The organism is Ancylobacter defluvii, assembly GCF_018390605.1.
Taxonomy (GTDB): domain Bacteria; phylum Pseudomonadota; class Alphaproteobacteria; order Rhizobiales; family Xanthobacteraceae; genus Ancylobacter; species Ancylobacter defluvii.
This window is the reverse complement of the sequence record NZ_JAHBGD010000024.1, coordinates 510,218-528,042: the sequence shown is the minus strand read 5'-3', so window position 1 is coordinate 528,042 and position 17,825 is coordinate 510,218. Positions and strand designations below refer to the sequence as shown.

The window sequence follows — 17,825 nt, the reverse complement described above, 5'->3', positions numbered from 1 at the left end:
TGGCGGCCTGTCGCATTGCCTGTTCCCTCCGGCCGGAGAATTCCCGTGCGTGCCATCTCCCGTCTGCTCTCCGACGTCTGGCGGCTGTCGACCCCCTATTTCCGCGGCGAAGACAAATGGCGCGGCGGCGCGCTGCTCGCCGCCGTGGTGGCGCTGGAGGTGGGCTGGGTCTATGGCACGGTGCTGCTCAACCAGTGGAACAACGCCTTCTACAACGCCATCCAGGAGAGGGACTATCCGGCTTTCGTGCACCAGTTCTGGCTGTTCGGCCTCTATGCGGCGGTGCTGATCGTCATCGCCGTCTACCAGATCTATCTGCGGCAATGGCTGGAGATCCGCTGGCGGACCTGGATGACGGAAAAGTATCTCTCGGCCTGGCTGGACCACCAGACGCATTACCGGCTGCGGCTGAAGGGCGATACGGCTGACAACCCCGACCAGCGTATTGCCGAGGACATCCGCGCCTATATCGGCACCACCATCAGCCTGTTCATCGGCATTCTCAACGCGGTGATGACGCTGGTCTCCTTCGCCGTCATCCTGTGGGGCCTGTCCGGCGACTTCCATCTGCCGCTGTTCGGCTACGATGTGGACATTCCCGGCTATCTGGTCTGGGCCGCCTTCGCCTATGCGGCGGTCGGCACCTGGCTCACCCACCTCATCGGCCGGGTGCTGGTGAAGCTCAATTACGACCAGCAGCGCTTCGAGGCCGACTACCGCGTCGATCTGGTGCGCGTGCGCGAAAATGGCGAGCAGATCGCGCTGATGGAGGGCGAGAAGGTGGAGCGGGCGCGGCTGCTCGAGCGCTTCTCGCATGTGGTGCACAATTACTGGGGCCTGATGATCGCGCAGAAGCGGCTGACCTGGTTCACCGCCGGCTACGGGCAGTTCTCGAACGTTTTTCCCTTCATCGTGGTGGCGCCGGCCTATTTCGCCGGCACCATCCAGCTGGGCCAGCTGATGCAGACCTCCTCCGCCTTCGGGCAGGTGCAGGGCTCGTTCTCCTTCTTCGTCAATGCCTATACGACGCTGGCCGAATGGAAGGCGGTGGTCGACCGTCTGATCGGCTTCGAGGATCACATCGCCCAGGCCCACATCGATGCCGCCGCCGATGCCTATGCACGCCGGCCGGCCACTGGCGGCACCATGCTCGCCATCGAAGACATGGAACTGCGGCTGCCGGACGGGCGGGCGCTGCTTACCGCCGGCGGTGTCGCCATTGGCCGCGGCGAGAGCGTGCTGCTGACCGGGCCGTCCGGCTCGGGCAAATCGACGCTGCTGCGTGCCATTGCCGGCATCTGGCCCTATGGCTCCGGCACGGTGGCGGTGGCGCCGGAGGCGCGGCTGCTGGTGCTGCCGCAGCGGCCTTACGTGCCGGTGGGAACGTTGCGCGGAGCGCTCGCCTATCCCGATCCGCTCGCCGAGCATGACGACACGGCTCTGGGCGAGGTGCTGGAGGCGGTGGGGCTCGCCAGCTTCGCCGGCCGGCTCGACGAGCGCGCCCTGTGGCCCTCGGTGATGTCGGGGGGCGAGCAGCAGCGGCTCGCCGTCGCCCGCGCCCTGTTGATCAGGCCGGATGTGCTGCTGCTCGACGAGGCGACCTCGGCGCTCGACGAGGCGGGCGAGGCGGCGCTCTATCACGTGCTGCGCCAGCGGCTGCCGGGAGCGGCCATCCTCTCCATCGGCCACCGCTCCAGCCTGCACGCGCTGCACGGCCGGCATCTCGAACTCGAGCCGACGGCGGGCGGACCGGCGCGGCTCGAGGGCGCGAGGGTGCTGGTGGCGGCGAGCTGAGGCGCCTCATTGCTGCGGTTTGGGCGGTACCGTATCGGGTGCCGCCAGCCCGGTGAGGTCGCTCCTCGGCCGGCGCAGCCGGAACCGCCGCCGCGGCGTGGGCTGTCCCGCGGCCTCGATGGCCAGCGTCCGCTCCAGCAGGATCTCGTAGATCGGCCGCCCGCCGAGCCGCTGCGCCACCATGTTGGAGACGATGGTGGTGAGCATGACCGGGACGAGCAACGAATAGGCGCCGGTGAGCTCCATCACCAGCACCATGCCGACCAGCGGCGCGCCGATGGTGGCGGCGAACAGCCCGCCCATGGCGGCGATGGCGAGTGCGAGGTGGGTACTCTCCGGCAGCGGCACCACATTCTCCAGCGCCGTGCCGAAGGTGAGGCCGATGGTGGTGGCCAGCGCTAGGATCGGCGCGAAGATGCCGCCGGCGACGCCGGTGGAATAGCTCGCCATGGTCATGACGAAGCGGATGAGCACGATGACCGCCAGCACCGCGAGCGGGCGGTTTTCCGTCGCCAGCTGCACCGCCAGCACCTCGCCGCCCTGCGTCGCTTCCGGCAGCAGGAAGATCAGCGGCCCGACGATGAGGCCGATGAGGAGCGGGAACAGGTAGAACGTGGTCGCCAGCCCGAGGCGCCGCACATGGTCCAGCGACCAGACCAGCGTGCGGTTGAAGCCGACACCGGTCGCGCCGAGCAGCATGCCGAGCAGCAGGAAGGCCGGCAGCGCGGTCAGCGGCATCGCCGAGGCGGGCAGCAGCATATAGGGCACGTTTCCCGTCAGCCATTCGGTGATGACGGCGCTGGCGAGCGAGGCGAGGATGACGCCGACATAGGTGCGGGCGCTGTAGGGAAATTGCCGCCGCGTTTCCTCGATGACGAACAGCACCGCGGCCAGCGGCGCGTTGAAGGCGGCGGCGAGGCCGGCGGCGCCGCCGGCGGCCAGCAGGCCGCGCATGTCCTCCGACGACATCCTCGTCAAATCGGCGGCGGCCTTGGCGATGGAGGCACCGATATGGATGGTCGGTCCCTCGCGGCCGAGCACCATGCCGGAGGACAGCGACAGCAGGCCGGCGACGAACTTCACCGGCAGCACGCGCTTCCAGCGCACCTCGCGCAGGCCTTCCATCGCGCCTTCGATCTCCGGCACGCCGGAGCCGCCGGCCTCCGGCGCGAAGCGGCGCACCAGGAACAGCGAGGCGATCGCCATGGTGGCAGCGACGAGGGCGGCGGCGGAGTAAAGCGCGGTGCCCGAAAGGCCGAGCGTGTCGCGCAGCAGCGCCGGCCAGGCAGCGGTGAGGCCCTCGACGCCGAGATGGAAGGCGACGCCGGCGAGGCCGACTGCCACGCCGACGAGGAGCGCCACCATGTGATAGCCGCCATTGCCCATGCCGTTCCCCTACGATCGCCTCATTATCCCGTCGGACGGGTAGCATCGCCGGGAGCGGGCCGGAAGGGCGAAGTCCGCCGATTTTCAGGTTCGGCGAGGCAAGGGGCGAGGAAAGGGGCGAGGCAAGGGAGGCCAAGCTGCTGCCGCCTCACGGCGGCAGGTGGCCGCGCATCGCCGGAACGCGCGGCCTGTACTCTCAGGGCAGCGCGGGGGCGTAGGTGGCGACCGGCTCGACGGTGTCGATCAGCCCGTGCTGCTTCATGAATTCGCCGAAGCGGGCATAGCGGCCGGCGTCGAGCGCCGCCGGCGCATGGGCGAAGCGGCGCAGCGTGTCGGTCCAGGCGGTGCGGTTGAGCTCGTCGTCGAGCTTGGGGTTCGCCTTCACGAACACGCCCCAGGCCTCGTCCGGGTGGTTGAGCACATAGATGGTGGCGTCCTCCACCGCGGCGAGGAAGCGTTTGAGGCGCGGGTCGGCGACGAGATCCTTGCGGGTGACGTAGATCAGCTCATCGAACACCGGCACGCCGTGCTCCTCGGGGAAGAAGGCGGTGCCCTCCTTGCCTTCGAGCCGGATCTGGGTGAGTTCGAAATTGCGGTAGGCGCCGATCACCGCATCGACCTTGCCGGAGACGAGGGCGGGGGAGAGGGCGAAATTGACGTTCACCATTGTGACGTCGCTCGGCTTCAGCCCGACATCGGCGAGCATGGTGCCGAGCAGCGCGTCCTCCAGCCCCGCAACCGAGAAGCCGACGGTCTTGCCCTTGAGATCGGCAAGCGACTTGATCGGACCGTCCTTCAGCGCCACCAGCGCGGTCAGCGGCGTCGAGACCAGCGTGCCGAAGCGGATGAGCGGCAGGCCCTCCTTCACCGCAAGATAAAGGTTGGGCTGGTAGCTGACCGCCACCTCAGCCTGGCCGGCTGCGACGAGGCGCGGCGGTGCGGAGGGATCGGCCGGCGCGACGAGCTCGACGTCGAGGCCGTGGGCGGCGAAAAGGCCCTTTTCCTTGGCGATGACCAGCGGCGCGTGGTCGGGGTTCACGTACCAGTCGAGCAGCACGGTAAGCTTGTCGGCCGCGCAAGCGGGGGCAAGCGAAAGCGCCAGGGCGACACTGGCGGCGGCGATGGTTTTGACGAACATATGGATCTCCTCCCGTTTGCGGAGATCCGGCACATGAGCTTTCGGGGGAAATCCGGCGCAGGAACGAGCGTCACATGGATGCCTTGCCTCGCCGTCGTTCCGTCCCTTCGCCGGCATGACCCGGATCAGGTTCAAAGGGTCTGGCGAACGCCATCTCAGCCCCTTCGACCCTTGCGAGCCGGCGGGACACCCCTCGGACAGGTCGGAGCCTAGCAGAGCTGGTATGCCACGGCAATCGCCGGGCGGGCCGGCGTTCCGCCGTCACCGCTTATCCCCGCCAGCCGTCGAGATAGCGCACGCTCTCGACCCCGGCGAAGCGGGCCATGCGGGCGAGCTCGGCGTCGAGCCGCTCCAGCCGGCCGGCCGAGGCCCGAACCCCGGGCTCCAGCCAGAGCTTGCGCACGTCGAGCGTGCCGGCCTTGCGCTCGGCCTTCATGTCGATGCGGCCGATCATCCGGTCGCCCTCCATCAGCGGGAAGACGTAATAGCCATAGACCCGCTTTTCCGCCGGGACGAACACCTCGATGCGGTAGGAGAAGCCGAACAGCCGCTCGGCGCGGTTGCGGTCGCGCAGCAGCGGATCGAACGGGCTGAGCACCCTGAGGCGCGCCGGCGGCTCCGGCAGCGCCTCGAATGCCGGCCCGCTGCCGGCAAAGGCGAAGGAGGCGCGGGGGCGGCCGCCATCGGCGGTGACGATGCTTACCTCTTCCAGCTTTTCGCGGTTGGCGATCACCCAGGCACGCGCCTCCTCCGGCGACACCAGATCCCAGAAGGCGGCGATCTCGCCATGAGTGGCGAAGCCGAGCCGCTCCAGCGCCGAGGCGCAGGCCCAGTCGACGAAGTCCTCGCGCGTGACCTCGCTGCCGAAATGGCGGGCGGGAATGACGCGCTCGGCAAGGTCGTAGATTTTCTGGAAGCCGTCGCGCCCGGCAATGGCGAGACGGCCGGTGCGCCAGAGATATTCCAGTGCCGTCTTGGCCGGATGCCAGTTCCACCAACCGCCGGGGGTGCGCTCCTCCGCCTCGAAATGCCGGGCCATGAGCGGCCCCTCGGCGGAGATGCGCTCCAGCACATGATCGACCGACTGCTCGAAACCGTTCTCGTGCCACGAGCGCCAGCGCTGGGCGAGATGTTCCCGCGCATGCGCGAAGCGGTGCTTCCAATAGCCGTAGAACGCCGAGGGGATGATGGCGGCGTCGTGCGTCCAGTGCTCGAACAGGTCGCCGTCGCGCTCGGCGAGCGCGGTGAGGTACTCGCGCCGATAGGCCTGGGCGCGGGCGAACAGGATGTGGTGATGCGCACGCTCCACCGTGGCGATGCTGTCCACCTGCACGAAGCCGAGCTGGTGGATCAGCTCCAGCAGGCCGGGTTTGCCGAGGGCGCGGCCGGGCGGGCGGGACAGTCCCTGCTTCGCCAGGAAGATGCGCCGGGCGTCGTGATTGGTGAGATGCAGGCTCATGCGCCGTCAATCCATCCCAGATCGACGGCAATGGTCTGGCCGGTCGCCTTGGCGGCGTACATAAGCGTGTCGGCATGGCGGAGCAGGGCATCGGCGTCGATGGCGGTCATGCACATGGCCACCCCGATGGCGGCGCCGATGGCGAGCTGATGGTCGTCGATGGGCATCGTGGTGCAGATGGTCTCGGCGAAGACATGCAGGTCGTCGGCGGTCGGGGCCTGATCGCGCGGGAAGGTGGAGAGCAGCACGAACTCGTCGCCGCCGATCCGCGCCGCGAAGCGCTGCGGATCCACATAGCTCCGCAGACGCTCCGCCACGTGCCGTAGCACGCGATCGCCGACCAGATGGCCGTGACGGTCATTGACCGATTTGAAGCCGTTCAGATCGATATAGGCGAGGGCTACGCCCTGATCTACGTGCCATTGTGCCAGAAGGTTGCGCAATCTGTGATCGAAGGCGGCGCGGTTCGGCAATCCGGTCACCACGTCGGTATAGGCCGCTTCCAATATGCCGCGCTCGAACGCCTTGCGTTCGGAGTTGTCGATGATGATCTCGATGTCGAGCTGTTGGCCATTGATGGTGCGGCGCTGCGTCGAGATGAGCGTGGGAATGATGCGGCCGGATGAATGCCGCAGGTCGACCTCCTCCAGCTGGTACAGGCCGACCGTTTCCAACTCGTGCAGGCGGCGCAGCCTTTGCGGGTCGTCGAGGTTCCGGACGGTGTCCAGATACATTGGCTGGTCGGCGATTTCTTCCCAGCTGCGGCCGATCAAGCTCAGATAAGCCGGATTGGCCATGATGTACCGGGATACATACTCGGCTGTCGAAATGCAGATGGCGACGGGCGACAGCTCGAACACGTCCACCAGCGCTTCATAGACGACTTGGCGTGGAATCATGGATCCTCACAGGATCGGCGGAAAGCCAGCCTCGCTCATTACCACATCTCAAGTCCACTGCCTGCGAGGGCTCAATCGCGGGCCGAACCGGTCTCCGGCGCCCAGGGGATCAGCCGGGCAAGGGCGCGGTCGACCAGGGCGAACAGGATCAGCGCCACGGCCAGCAGGATGGCGAGTGCCGCGAATACCATGTCGGTCTGCATGCGGGCGTTGGAATAGATCATCAGATAACCGAGCCCGGCCGAGGCGCCGACCCATTCGCCGACCACTGCCCCGATCGGTGCGACCGCGGTGGCGACGCGCAGCCCGGAGGCGAGGGCCGGCAGCGCCGAGGGCACACGGATGAAGCGCAGCATGGCGAGATCGCCGGCACCATAGAGACGGCCGAGATCGACCAGCCCCTGGTCGGCGCGCGCCAGCCCGTCATGGAAGGCGGAGGCAACGGGAAAGAAGATGATCAGGCTCGCCATGACGATCTTGGAGGCGAGGCCGAAGCCGAACCAGATCACCAGCAGCGGTGCGATGGCGAAGACCGGCAGCGCCTGCGCTACCAGCAGCACCGGCCGCATGGCCCGCCGCACCGTCGGGGAGGTCGCCATGGCGAGGGCGCAGGCAATGCCGAGCGCGCTGCCGCAGACGAGGCCGAGCAACATTTCCCCGAGCGTGATCAGCGCGTTGTCGAACAGCACGCCGCGGTTCAGCCACAGCGCCAGCCCGATGCGCGAGGGAGCGGGCAGGATATAGGCCGGCACACCGGCGAGCCGTACAGAGATCTCCCATAGACCCAGCAGCAGGGCCGTGATGAGACAGGCGCGCACCAGCCCGGCCATCAGAGGTTCTCCATTCGAGGGCGCGCCGGATTCGCTGCGCCCGGTAAAGACGGACCCGGACCGCCAGCGGGGGCGGAAGGGCTTCGGTTTGCCGTCTTACCGCGTCTTCCTCTCGCGGATCGATAGCGGTCGGGGTGGAAAATATTCGGGGGCGGCGAATGGGCTTGACGCCGGTCAATACGGGACCAACTTGATGGAGGTAACAAAGATGAAATCTGCGAAGTGGAGGAAGGCATGATCAAGGATATTCTCGTCAGCCTGGGCGTCGGCGAGGGGGTGGATGCCACCTCGGATTATGCGGTGTCCGCGGCGGCGGCGCTGGGCGCGCATCTCACCGCGGTGGCGGTCAGCTACGACATCGATATTCCGCCGGTCTACACCGAAGCCTTTTCCACTGATTTCTTGGAGGCGCAACGTGCCGAGGGGCAGCGGCTCGCCAAGCTGGCGGTGGACCGGTTCGGCGAGGCGGCGCGCGCGGTCGGTATCACCGCCGAGGTGCGCAGTATCGACGGCACGCCCGGCGGCGCCGCCGAGCAGATCGGCGCCATGGCGCGGCTGTTTGATCTCGCCATCGTCGGGCAGGCCGATCCGGAGCGGATGGGCCCTGAAGAGGTGATCGCCGAGGCGGTGCTGTTCGAATCCGGCCGCTCATTGCTGCTGGTGCCGACGAAGCAGGCCAAGCCCTTCTCCGTTCGCCGCATCCTCGTGGCCTGGGATGGTGGGCGCGCCTCCGCCCGCGCGGTGGCCGAGGCACGGCCGCTGGTCGAGAAGGCGGATTTCGTCGAGGTCGTGGTGGTGGAGACCGGCAAATCCAAGCCGGGCCGGCTGCCCGGCGTCGATCTCGCCGAGCATCTGTCGCGTCACGAGAAGAATGTCGAGCTGCGCCGGCTGGTGCCGGCGAGCGACGAAGGCATTGTCGATGTGCTGCTGAAGGAAATTGCCGAGCGCGATATCGACCTGGTGGTGATGGGTGGTTACGGCCATTCCCGGCTGCGCGAATTCGTGCTGGGAGGCGTCACCCGCGACATGCTGGAGCGCATGACGGTTCCGCTGCTGCTCGCGCACTGAACGGCGATGGCTTTGGTGACGGAAAGGCGGCGCTTGGCGCCGCCTTTTTCATGCCCGGCCGGCCGTCGGCGTGCTCCGCTCAGCGCGAGTGGAAGAGCCGATCGCGGCAGCGATAGCCGACGAAGCACTGCGCCTGATCCGAGGTCTGCAACCAGGCCGGTGTCGTGGTCTGCTGGTTGTTGCAGTAGCGCTGATTGGCGACGTAGCGATCGAAAATGTTCGGGCCGGTGCCGATGACGATCGCGCCACGCTGGCTGACAAGGGCGCTGGTGGCGGCGCATGTCATGTTCAGCGAGTTCGGCATCGCCTGGGCAAAGGCCGACGACGCCATGAGCAGGAAAGGAAGGGATAGAAAAAGGGTACGCATCGCTTCACCTCGCCAAGATCACCGACCACGCCAAGAGTAAGGCCGCGGATATCGCGCAAGGTAATCAATAGCGCGTGCTCGGGCTTCCTCAACTGCACGGGGCGCCCCGCCACTTGGCCGGGTCGAGGTGAAATCGGTGCTCCGAGGTGGGGGTGCCGAAACGGGTAGAGCAGGTCGGGCCAGTCACCCCGCCCCTAGGGTCACGCGGCCGCGCGTCCCGTCAGCTGGGCGCGGAGGGAGTTCGGCAGCTGACGCGCCGACTGGACGCGGGGCAGGTCGATTTCGGCGCTGCCGGTGCCTCGTCCCAGTTGTCGAAACGCCGCCGCGAGACGTTGTCGACGAGGGGTTCGGCGGGCACGCCCTCGGTGAATACCAGCGAATGGTCATCGAGTTCGACATGGAAATAGACGAAGCTCGTCGGCATGTCGGCGTGGCGCACGAGGGCGGTACCACCAGCGCCCGGCATGGATCAGCAGCCCAACTCCAATAATGCGAGTTGGGCAAGACGAAGAGGTCGCGCTTCGGCATCTGGTCGCCGACTGCTCAGGCAAGGATCCGGATCGACACCATCATCAGGGGGGATCGGCGAAGATAGTGGAAATGGCCTGACGTGCGAGCTGACGCACCTGCTTGGCTGTTTCGTCGGCGGTAAGCACGAGATCGCCGGCCTTAAGCGCTTCGATCGCCGCCGGGCCACTCGAAGTGGCGTTCAATGTGCCGGACAGAAAACACAGGACGAACGCATCGATCGTGTTGATGGTGAAGGGAACGTCCGCTTCCAGATCGGTCTCATTGGTACAGAGAAAATATTCACCGTAGGGCAGCCGCATCGCATATCCGCCTCCGATGAAGCCGAGATAGGTGTCTTGCGGCCTGGTGACCTAGGGCGTCTGTTCTATGGTTAAACAGGGCGAAGAAATCGGATTTGGTGCTGTTGACGCCGGTCGTCGTGGCTTCAACCGCGCAAAATTTTTAGATTAATGATGTATTTTTGTCGATCTATACATAATAACTCGGGATTTAGATCGAGTTTATAGCGATAAGATCATTAAAAATTCGTTGATTGAATTTTAGATCGCTCCATTATGGTGGCATAATGAAATCATATACATGATCTCCTTTTGCCTAATGTGGAGATCAGTGTCAGCTGCCGAACCCATTCTCCGCAGGCTGCCGCGCCCCGCGGGGCACCGGCGCTTGCTGGAGGATCTCAGGTTCCTGGGAACAGGAGGGCGTGACGGGGACGATCCTGGAGGGCCGCTCGGCTGGCTTGAGCGTGCCGGGAGGCGCTACCTTGGCGGACGCGGCAAGCGCACAAACGGCCGGCGCACCGTCGGTCACAAGACGGTGCGGGAGTTCACGCGGGCCAGTATGGGCTGAAGCGACCGCCGCGACGGCAGTCGCTTACTTGCACAGTTTACTTGCTGGCGATCACTTGCCAGCGCGTTCCTTCCGGGCCGCGTAACGCGCGTCGCGTTTCGCCTTGGCATCAGCTTCCAGAGCGGCGGCGCGTTCGGCGGCGGCGATCTGGTTGGCCAGTTTTTCGGCCGCCGCAGCTTCCTGGCGGGCGATCTTGGCTGCGAGGCGAGCTTCTTTCTCGGCCTTCCGCGCTTCGTTGCGAGCGATCACGGCCGGATCGTCTGCCTTGGGCATTTCTTTCAGCTTGGCCAGCAGCCGAGCTTTGGAGGCTTCGGCGGTCCGGCGGCGGTCTTCGAAGGTGTCGTTGATTTTCATTTACGCCCTGTACTCGGCGAGTGGATCTGTTTCAAGGGGCGTCAGCCGCGCCGAGAATACGGGCGCCCCAGTCGTTCAAAGCCCGGCGGCCTTGCGCAGTGCGGCGTTGATGCGCTCCTGCCATCCCGCTCCCGCCTCCTGAAAGTGCGCCAGCACCTCGCGATCGAGCCGAACGGAAACGAGTTCCTTTGCATTCGGCAGCGGAGGCGCCTTGGCAACAGGCAAGTCCGCTGCCGGCTTTGCCGTCGCGGCCTTGAAGGCGGCCTCGGCGGCGTCTCTGGCCGAACCCATCGGGCGGCGGGTCGTCGGGCTTTTCATATAGCGAGTTCCTAGCGTCCGTGTTGCACTGATCTTTGGCGCCGTGTGCAACGCGTTGAATTCAAGGATTCCGTCAGTCGTCGCCAGAAGCCGCCTTATCGGGCGCCTAGGTCGCCGTCGTCTTATTAAGCTCTTGATGTCGTTCTGTTATTTTGTGGTACAGGTGGGTGGGCTCGAACCACCGACCTCCGGTTCCACAGACCGGCGCTCTAACCAACTGAGCTACACCTGCATGCCAGAACGGCGCGGAACCTAATCGGGCGAGTGCCGCTTTGCAAGGCCGCCAAGCCATCGGATGCAAAATCCTTGGGATAGATGCCAAACGTCGCCTCGCCGCACTCCCGCAGCCATGGCACGTTTCCTGAATTAAGCGTGCTGTGGCATCAGGGAGGCGGATGTGACGGATAACCGGACGGGCGGGGAGCCCGGCGATCTCGGAGCCTATCTCGATGCGGCGCTGGCGCTTGCCGACCTGCCGCTGGAGGCAGGGCTGCGGCCGAGGGTGCTGATGCATCTTCATACCGCGCTGGAGATGGGCAGGCTGGTGCTCGACTTCGAGCTTCCCGACGAGGCGGAGCCGGCCCCGGTGTATCGGCCATGAGCGCAACAGTGCAGGAGCATTCGCCTTCCACCATCGCCGAGCTCGCCGCGGGGCCGGCTCTCGCCATTGCGGAGGCGGTGCGCTCCGGCCGCGTGTCCGCCCGTGCCATTTGCGAGGCGGCGCTGGCACGAATCGGAGTGGTCGATCCCAGGCTCAACGCCTTTACCCACGTCACTGCGGTGCGTGCATTGGCCGAGGCCGACGCTCTCGATGCCGCGCGGGCAGCGGGGAAGGCGCTCGGACCGCTGGCCGGCGTACCCTTCGCGGTGAAGAACCTTTTCGATCTCAAGGGTCTGCCGACGCTCGCCGGCTCGAAGATCAACAAGGACCGGCCGGCGGCAGCCCGGGATGCGACGCTGGTGGAGCGGATGGTCGCCGCCGGCGCTGTGTGCCTCGGTGCGCTCAACATGGGCGAATATGCCTATGATTTCACCGGCGAGAACATTCATGCCGGTAATTCCCGCAACCCGCACGATCTCGGGCACATGTCCGGCGGCTCCTCCGGCGGGTCGGGCTCGGCGGTGGGCGGCAAGCTGGTGCCGCTGTCGCTCGGCTCCGATACCAACGGCTCGATCCGGGTGCCGTCCTCCTTCTGCGGCATCTTCGGGCTGAAGCCGACCTATGGCCGGCTGTCGCGGGCGCGCAGCTTTCCCTTCGTGGCGAGCCTCGACCATCTCGGCCCCTTCGCCCGCAACGTCGCCGACCTCGCCGCGACCTATGACGCGCTCACCGGCGCCGATGCGGAGGATCCGGCGGTGGCCGATGTCTCGGCGCTGCCGACGCTGCCGGAGCTGGAGCGCGGTGCCGACGGCCTGCGCGTCGGGATTCTGGGCGGCTGGTTTGCCCGGCAGGGTACACCGCAAGCCTATGACGCCGTCGCCCGCGCCGCCGCGGCGCTCGGTGCCGTGCGCACTGTCGAACTGCCTGAGGCCGAGAGGGCGCGGGCGAGCGCCTATCTGATCAGCATGGCGGAGGGCGCGGCGCTGCATCGCGAGCGGCTGCGCGACCAGCCGGCCGATTTCGACCCTGCCGTGCGCGAGCGGCTGCTTGCCGGCGCGGTGTTGCCCGCCGGGATGATCGTGAAGGCGCAGAACTTCCGCCGCTGGTTCCACGACCGGGCGCTGGAGCTGTTCGCCGAGTTCGACGTGCTGATCGCCCCCGCGACGCCGGTGCCGGCGCCGAGGAGCGGGCAGGTGACCTTCGTGCTCGACGGCAAGGAGATGCTGGTGCGGCCGAATATCGGCATCTACACCCAGCCGATCTCCTTCATCGGCCTGCCGGTGGTGGCGGCGCCGATTCCGACGGAGGAGCCGCTGCCGATCGGCGTGCAGCTGATCGCCGCGCCGTGGCGGGAGGATGCCGCGCTGCGAGCGGCACGGGCGCTGGAGCTGGCCGGCGTCGCCTATGCGCCGGAGCCGGTGCTCTAGCGCTCAGTCGCGGCGGAACATCAGATTGGCGACGAAGCCGACGGCGAGCGCGCCGAGCATGGTGGCGAGGCCATAGAGCAGCGAATGGTCCTGCGCGGCGGTGGCGACCGATTGCTCGAAATCGATCTTGGCCACCTCCAGCGGCAGCATGCCGCTGGCAAGGCGTTCGCCGTTCTGGAACAGCTTCACCTGCACATCATAGGTGCCGATGGGAGCGATGCCGGGGATCGGAATGACGGTGCGGAACACATGCGGGGCGATGAACTCCACTGCGGCGGTGCGCTCGAAATACAGCCCCTGCGCCTGCTTCACCCGCAGGAAGGCCTGCCGGAACGGGTCGCCCGTCACCACGTCGGCATAATCGGGTCCGACACGTTGCAGCAGGTGATTATTGGTGAAGCCGGCCTGTTCCTGCCGGAGCGTGTCGGCATCCGCCATCTCGGCGGGCGGGCGGTTGCTCAGCACGGCGAGATAGGATGGAGCGGCGAGGAAGGAGCGGCTCTCGACATTGGTCCACAGGCCGAAACGGCGCGCTTTTCTCCAGGTGACGAAGCTCGCATTCGGCCCGCGCACCGTGACGACGACATCCGGCGGCGCTGCACCATCGGCATCGTCGGGCGCGACGCCGAACAGTACGATGCTGTCGCCAGAGAAGCTGGAGGTGATCGTCACCCGCGGCTTGGAGAGCGACAGCACGAGATCTTGCCGCTCCGGCGCCGCCGGCTGCGCATGGGCGGGCGCGAGCGCGAGGAGGCCCCATGCCGCGAGGCCGGACAGGACAAGGGCGGCGGCGCGCCTCACCGGTTCGCCTCGTCGAGTGTAACGGCATAGAGATCGGTGGGCTGCCGGATCTGGTCGATGGCGACCCGCAGCCCGACGCCGAGCACCAGCAGGCCGAGCAGCAGGCGCAGGTTTTCCGCCTTCATCGCCTGGCCGGCGCGGGCGCCGAACTGGGCGCCTATGGTGCCGCCGACCATCAGGACCAGACCCAGCACCGCATCCACGGTCTGGTTCAGCACCGCATGCATGACGATTGCCGCCGCCATGGTGACGAGGGTGAGCATCAGCGAGGTGGCGACCGAGGTCAGCGTCGGCACGCGCAGGAGATAGATCAGCGCCGGGACCAGCAGGAAGCCGCCGCCGATGCCCATCACCGCGCCGAGAAAGCCGATGGAGAAGCCGATGACGATGACCGGAATGATCGAGACATAGATGCGCGACTGGCGGAAGCGCATCTTGAACGGCATGCGCAGGAACCACGGATGCGCGCCCGGGCGACGCACCCGCGTCGGCTCGCCTCGCCAGTTGCGGAGCAGCACCCGCAGGCTCTCGATCACCATCAGCGTGCCGATGGTGCCGAGCAGCACGATGTAGGAAATGGCGATGAACAGGTCGAGCTGGCCGAAGCGGCGCAGCAGCATGAAGGTGAGCACGCCCGTCAACGTGCCAGTGAGCCCGCCGGCGAGCAGGACGAGCCCCAGCTGCACATCGACCAGTTTTCGTCGCAGATAATTGAGCGTGCCGGAAAACGACGAGGCGGCCATGTGGGTCGATACGCTCGCCACCGCCACAGCCGGCGCGACGCCGAGGAAAATGAGCAGCGGCGTCATCAGGAAGCCGCCGCCTACCCCGAACATGCCGGAGATGAAGCCCACCGCGATGCCCAGGGCGAGCAGGGTGAAGATGTTCACCGGCAGTTCGGCGATCGGCAGATAGATGGTCACGCGTGTCGGATCCCAGGGCAGGGGGAGGTAGGCGTGCCCCCGCTTAGCAGATTTCCGCTAACAGGTGATGAGGGGCGTCAAGGGAGATGGTGATCATGCCGTCTCCTCGGCCGTATCCGGCGCGGGCGGCTCCTGGCGTTGATTGAAAGTAACCAGCTTCGATATATTTCAGAAACGTACCGCAATGCAGCGAGATATTAATTATTACAGTGCGATCTCTATGTAAATTGCACTTCCATTTCTCCGGATCATAGTAATACTCCCCTTGCGGAACGGGCCCGGACGAGGCTCGAATGCCTGGGAGGATACTGCATGACGACCTATGCAACAGGCGTGCGCTTGCGCACGCTGCTGACCTCGACGATGCTGGCCGGCGCGCTGCTGGCAGCAGGGCAGGGCGCGGTGAGCGCGCAAGCCACCGATAATCTGGAGAAGCTCTCGAATTTCCAGTCGACCGGCACGGCGATGGACATTCCGACGGTGCCGCAGGACGGCCCGCGCGTCGCGGCCTTCAACAAGACTCTCGCCGGGATCAAGCTGCCGGACGGCTTCAAGATCAAGCTCTACGCCATCGTGCCGGATGCGCGCGAGATGGCGGTGGGGCCGACCACCGGCGTCGTCTTCGTCGGCACCCGCAAATCCAAGATGTGGGCGGTGACGGATCGCGACAAGGACCGCGTTGCCGATGAGGTGAAGCCCTTTGCACCCTCGATACCGATGAAACTGCCCCATGGCGTGTGCTTCTCGAAGGACGGCTTCCTGTTCGTCGCCGAACAGAATCGGGTGCTGCTCTTCCCCGCGGCCGAGTTCTTCTATGAGGGACCGGACGTCGCCGCCTTCCAGGTGGTGAAGCAGGGCGAACTCATTCCGAAGGAAGAAGAGTCCTACAACCACACTGCCCGCGTCTGCCGTGTCGGGCCGGACGACAAGCTCTACATCACGCTCGGCCAGCCCTTCAACGTGTTCGCGCCGGAGAAATACGACCTCTACAAGAAGGTCGGCATCGGCGGCATCGTCCAGATGGACCGCGACGGCAAGAACCGGAATGTCTATGCGTGGGGCATCCGCAATTCGGTGGGCATGGACTTCAACCCGAAGGACAAGACGCTCTGGTTCACCGACAACCAGGTCGACGGCATGGGCGACGACATTCCGCCCGGCGAGCTCAACCGCGCCGAGAAGGCCGGACAGACCTTCGGCTTCCCTTATTTTGGCGGCGGCTCGGTGCGCACCGTCGAATACAAGGACAAGGAGCCGCCGGCGGATTCGGTGAAGCCGCAGGTGGAAATGGTGGCCCACGCGGCCGATCTCGGCATGAGCTTCTACACCGGCAACCAGTTCCCGGAGAAATATCGCGGGGGCATCTTCTCGGTGCAGCACGGCTCCTGGAACCGCACCGTGCCGGTGGGTGCGCGGGTGATGTTCACCGAGGTGAAGGAGGACGGCACCGCCGGCAAGAGCGAGCCGTTCGCCGAAGGCTGGCTGACGCCGAACGGCGAGTATCTCGGCCGCCCGGCCTCGGTGGCGCAGCTCAATGACGGTTCGCTGCTGGTGTCGGACGACACGTCGGGGGCGATCTACCGCATTTCCTACGGCGAGTGACGGCGTCCTCGCTGGATGCCACGACCCCGTGGCCGCGGCGGTGCCTGCCGTCGCGGTCGCTCTTCCGGACAATCGCGGAAAGATGTTGATGATGCGGATGTGGAGCCCGCCGCCGGTCGCGGCGGCACGCTTGGTTTATCTACTCTTCGCCAGTACGGCGCTGGTCTTCGTGTTTCTTGCCGCAACCCCCGCCGATGCCGGCGATGCGGCGGCCGGGCGCGCCAAGGCGAGCCAGCAATGCGCCGTCTGTCATGGCGCCAACGGCATGTCCCAGCACCCGGAGGCGCCCAATCTTGCCGGCCAGGTCGAGATGTATCTCGCCAAGGCGCTGGAGGAGTTCCGCTCCGGCAAGCGGAGCAACGAGATGATGACGGTCGTCTCCAAGGATCTCTCCGACGACGACATCGCCAATTTCGCCAGCTGGTACAACTCGATCGAGATCAGCGTGCAGTTGCCGCCATGAGTCGATGCTGGGCGACGAGCCTCACCATCAGATTGCCGAGGCCGCGCAGCATGCGGCCGCGATCGAGCCGGCCACCGGCCCGCGGGCGTGGAATGTGCACGAAAACCGTGAGACGCGGGTGTTCGCCGTGACGCGCCCAACCATAGGCGCTCCATGCCAGTGCGTTGCAGACATAGCCGCCAGCATCGCGCGACAGCCGGGCCGGCAGGCCGGCGGCGGCGAGCGCGTGCAGCAGCGGCGCTGGATCGAAGCCGCCGCGCCGGATGGCCGCCGCGCCGACCTCGAAGCGGCTGTCGGCCGGGCGACGGCGCGCCGCATCGGGAAGGAGGCGGGTACGGTTACGCCCCAGCCATTCGATCGAGACAGCGCGCCGCCGGGCGGCGAGGCCTATCATCAGCACGATATCGGGGGCGAGGGTATCGAGCGTCGACGGGAAGCCGGCGGCTTCCTCCCACAGCGTCGGCAGGATGCGCAGGCTGCGCCGCGTGCCGGCGAGCGCCGGTCGCCGCAGCCGCGCAAGATCGCGGGCAAGCCCGGCCGCCGGGTTGGCCGGGGCGCCGGGAAACGGGCCGAAGCCGGTGATGAGGATATGCGGCGCGCTCGCCGGCTTCATCCGCGCCCGCTGCGCGACGCGACCGCTAGAGCGAGCGCAGCCTCGAGCTGCGCCAGCTGGAAGGGCTTGGACAGCAGCGGCCGGCTGCGCCACGGCTCGTTGATCGCGTCGTCGTCGTAACCGGTGGAGAAGACCACCGGAATACCCTGATCGGCCGCCGCCTGCGCGACATCGTAGCTGTCGATGCCGCCGAGATTGAGATCGAGCAGGGCGACATCGATCTCCCGATGCCGCGCGGCGACGAAAGCGAGCGCGTCGGACAGGCGTCGTGCGCTGCCGATCACCACCGCGCCGAGTTCCTCGATCATCGCCTCGACCATGAGGGCGACCAACGGCTCATCCTCGACGACGAAGACCCCTCGCCCGGCGAGCCCATTGTCACTTTCCATCGTGCTTCCCATC

Annotated in this window: 20 protein-coding genes, 1 tRNA gene and 1 riboswitch; of the genes, 6 read left to right on the top strand and 15 right to left on the bottom strand. The window is 66.6% G+C overall.

Going from position 1 to position 17,825, the window contains the following annotated elements; all coding sequences use genetic code 11:
- Nucleotides 1-45 precede the first annotated feature (45 nt).
- Nucleotides 46-1,794 (top strand): ABC transporter ATP-binding protein/permease, encoded by a 1,749-nt coding sequence (locus KHC24_RS18740; RefSeq protein WP_213364829.1) that lies wholly within the window; start codon nucleotides 46-48, stop codon nucleotides 1,792-1,794.
- A 6-nt stretch (nucleotides 1,795-1,800) separates the two neighbouring features.
- On the opposite strand, the gene clcA is transcribed toward KHC24_RS18740, so the two are convergent.
- The 5 genes from clcA to KHC24_RS18715 all read right to left on the bottom strand — a co-directional run bounded on the left by clcA (nucleotide 1,801) and on the right by KHC24_RS18715 (nucleotide 7,506).
- Nucleotides 1,801-3,180 carry a H(+)/Cl(-) exchange transporter ClcA gene (gene clcA / locus KHC24_RS18735; protein WP_213364828.1) on the bottom strand — a complete coding sequence of 460 codons (1,380 nt, stop codon included), beginning with the start codon at nucleotides 3,178-3,180 and terminating at the stop codon, nucleotides 1,801-1,803.
- 196 nt (nucleotides 3,181-3,376) lie between these two features.
- Nucleotides 3,377-4,318 carry an ABC transporter substrate-binding protein gene (locus KHC24_RS18730; protein WP_213364827.1) on the bottom strand — a complete coding sequence of 314 codons (942 nt, stop codon included), beginning with the start codon at nucleotides 4,316-4,318 and terminating at the stop codon, nucleotides 3,377-3,379.
- 85 nt (nucleotides 4,319-4,403) lie between these two features.
- Nucleotides 4,404-4,522: riboswitch (TPP riboswitch) on the bottom strand.
- 64 nt (nucleotides 4,523-4,586) lie between these two features.
- On the bottom strand, nucleotides 4,587-5,777 hold the full coding sequence (locus tag KHC24_RS18725; RefSeq protein WP_213364826.1) for a winged helix-turn-helix domain-containing protein: 1,191 nt from the start codon (nucleotides 5,775-5,777) through the stop codon (nucleotides 4,587-4,589).
- A complete protein-coding gene (locus KHC24_RS18720) occupies nucleotides 5,774-6,643 on the bottom strand; it encodes a sensor domain-containing diguanylate cyclase (protein ID WP_213364825.1) in 870 nt (289 codons plus the stop codon). The genes KHC24_RS18725 and KHC24_RS18720 overlap by 4 nt, the downstream gene beginning before the upstream one ends.
- Nucleotides 6,644-6,747: 104 nt before the next feature.
- Nucleotides 6,748-7,506, bottom strand: a complete 759-nt coding sequence (locus KHC24_RS18715) for an ABC transporter permease (protein ID WP_213364824.1) — start codon at nucleotides 7,504-7,506, stop codon at nucleotides 6,748-6,750.
- 234 nt (nucleotides 7,507-7,740) lie between these two features.
- Between KHC24_RS18715 and KHC24_RS18710 the strand changes: the two genes are divergently transcribed.
- Nucleotides 7,741-8,574: a universal stress protein gene (locus KHC24_RS18710; protein ID WP_213364823.1), complete on the top strand. Its 834-nt coding sequence runs from the start codon at nucleotides 7,741-7,743 to the stop codon at nucleotides 8,572-8,574.
- A 79-nt stretch (nucleotides 8,575-8,653) separates the two neighbouring features.
- Here the strand turns inward: KHC24_RS18710 and KHC24_RS18705 are convergent, their stop codons facing one another.
- The 6 genes from KHC24_RS18705 to KHC24_RS18680 form a co-directional block, all read right to left on the bottom strand.
- Nucleotides 8,654-8,941, bottom strand: coding sequence for a hypothetical protein (locus KHC24_RS18705; protein WP_213364822.1), 288 nt, complete (start codon nucleotides 8,939-8,941; stop codon nucleotides 8,654-8,656).
- 220 nt (nucleotides 8,942-9,161) lie between these two features.
- On the bottom strand, nucleotides 9,162-9,407 hold the full coding sequence (locus tag KHC24_RS18700; protein WP_213364821.1) for a hypothetical protein: 246 nt from the start codon (nucleotides 9,405-9,407) through the stop codon (nucleotides 9,162-9,164).
- A 106-nt stretch (nucleotides 9,408-9,513) separates the two neighbouring features.
- Nucleotides 9,514-9,771 (bottom strand): Hint domain-containing protein, encoded by a 258-nt coding sequence (locus KHC24_RS18695; RefSeq protein ID WP_213364820.1) that lies wholly within the window; start codon nucleotides 9,769-9,771, stop codon nucleotides 9,514-9,516.
- A gap of 601 nt (nucleotides 9,772-10,372) precedes the next feature.
- Complete coding sequence (locus tag KHC24_RS18690; protein ID WP_213364819.1) at nucleotides 10,373-10,675, bottom strand: DUF6481 family protein; 303 nt, start codon at nucleotides 10,673-10,675, stop codon at nucleotides 10,373-10,375.
- 75 nt (nucleotides 10,676-10,750) lie between these two features.
- Nucleotides 10,751-10,993, bottom strand: a complete 243-nt coding sequence (locus KHC24_RS18685; RefSeq protein WP_213364818.1) for a BrnA antitoxin family protein — start codon at nucleotides 10,991-10,993, stop codon at nucleotides 10,751-10,753.
- Between the two features lie 155 nt (nucleotides 10,994-11,148).
- A tRNA-His gene (locus tag KHC24_RS18680) sits at nucleotides 11,149-11,225 on the bottom strand.
- A gap of 165 nt (nucleotides 11,226-11,390) precedes the next feature.
- On the opposite strand from KHC24_RS18680, the gene KHC24_RS18675 reads away from it, so the two are divergent.
- Together KHC24_RS18675 and KHC24_RS18670 are read left to right on the top strand one after the other, a co-directional pair.
- Nucleotides 11,391-11,594 carry a DUF4089 domain-containing protein gene (locus tag KHC24_RS18675; protein WP_213364817.1) on the top strand — a complete coding sequence of 68 codons (204 nt, stop codon included), beginning with the start codon at nucleotides 11,391-11,393 and terminating at the stop codon, nucleotides 11,592-11,594.
- Nucleotides 11,591-13,021, top strand: a complete 1,431-nt coding sequence (locus tag KHC24_RS18670) for an AtzE family amidohydrolase (protein WP_213364816.1) — start codon at nucleotides 11,591-11,593, stop codon at nucleotides 13,019-13,021. The genes KHC24_RS18675 and KHC24_RS18670 overlap by 4 nt, the downstream gene beginning before the upstream one ends.
- A 3-nt stretch (nucleotides 13,022-13,024) precedes the next feature.
- Here KHC24_RS18670 and KHC24_RS18665 read toward each other — a convergent pair whose 3' ends face one another.
- Together KHC24_RS18665 and KHC24_RS18660 are read right to left on the bottom strand one after the other, a co-directional pair.
- Complete coding sequence (locus KHC24_RS18665; protein WP_213364815.1) at nucleotides 13,025-13,822, bottom strand: TIGR02186 family protein; 798 nt, start codon at nucleotides 13,820-13,822, stop codon at nucleotides 13,025-13,027.
- The gene (locus tag KHC24_RS18660) at nucleotides 13,819-14,745 is read right to left on the bottom strand and encodes a sulfite exporter TauE/SafE family protein (RefSeq protein ID WP_213364814.1); all 927 of its coding nucleotides are present in this window, start codon (nucleotides 14,743-14,745) and stop codon (nucleotides 13,819-13,821) included. Before KHC24_RS18660 ends, KHC24_RS18665 begins: the two co-directional genes overlap by 4 nt.
- Before the next feature lie 363 nt (nucleotides 14,746-15,108).
- On the opposite strand from KHC24_RS18660, the gene KHC24_RS18655 reads away from it, so the two are divergent.
- Nucleotides 15,109-16,347, top strand: coding sequence for a PQQ-dependent sugar dehydrogenase (locus KHC24_RS18655; RefSeq protein WP_373878593.1), 1,239 nt, complete (start codon nucleotides 15,109-15,111; stop codon nucleotides 16,345-16,347).
- A gap of 97 nt (nucleotides 16,348-16,444) precedes the next feature.
- Nucleotides 16,445-16,810 (top strand): c-type cytochrome, encoded by a 366-nt coding sequence (locus KHC24_RS18650; protein WP_213365187.1) that lies wholly within the window; start codon nucleotides 16,445-16,447, stop codon nucleotides 16,808-16,810.
- On the opposite strand, the gene KHC24_RS18645 is transcribed toward KHC24_RS18650, so the two are convergent.
- Together KHC24_RS18645 and KHC24_RS18640 are read right to left on the bottom strand one after the other, a co-directional pair.
- A complete protein-coding gene (locus KHC24_RS18645) occupies nucleotides 16,788-17,423 on the bottom strand; it encodes a pyroglutamyl-peptidase I family protein (RefSeq protein WP_213364812.1) in 636 nt (211 codons plus the stop codon). The genes KHC24_RS18650 and KHC24_RS18645 overlap by 23 nt on opposite strands.
- A complete protein-coding gene (locus KHC24_RS18640; RefSeq protein WP_213364811.1) occupies nucleotides 17,420-17,812 on the bottom strand; it encodes a response regulator in 393 nt (130 codons plus the stop codon). The genes KHC24_RS18645 and KHC24_RS18640 overlap by 4 nt, the downstream gene beginning before the upstream one ends.
- Between the last annotated feature and the right edge of the window lie 13 nt (nucleotides 17,813-17,825).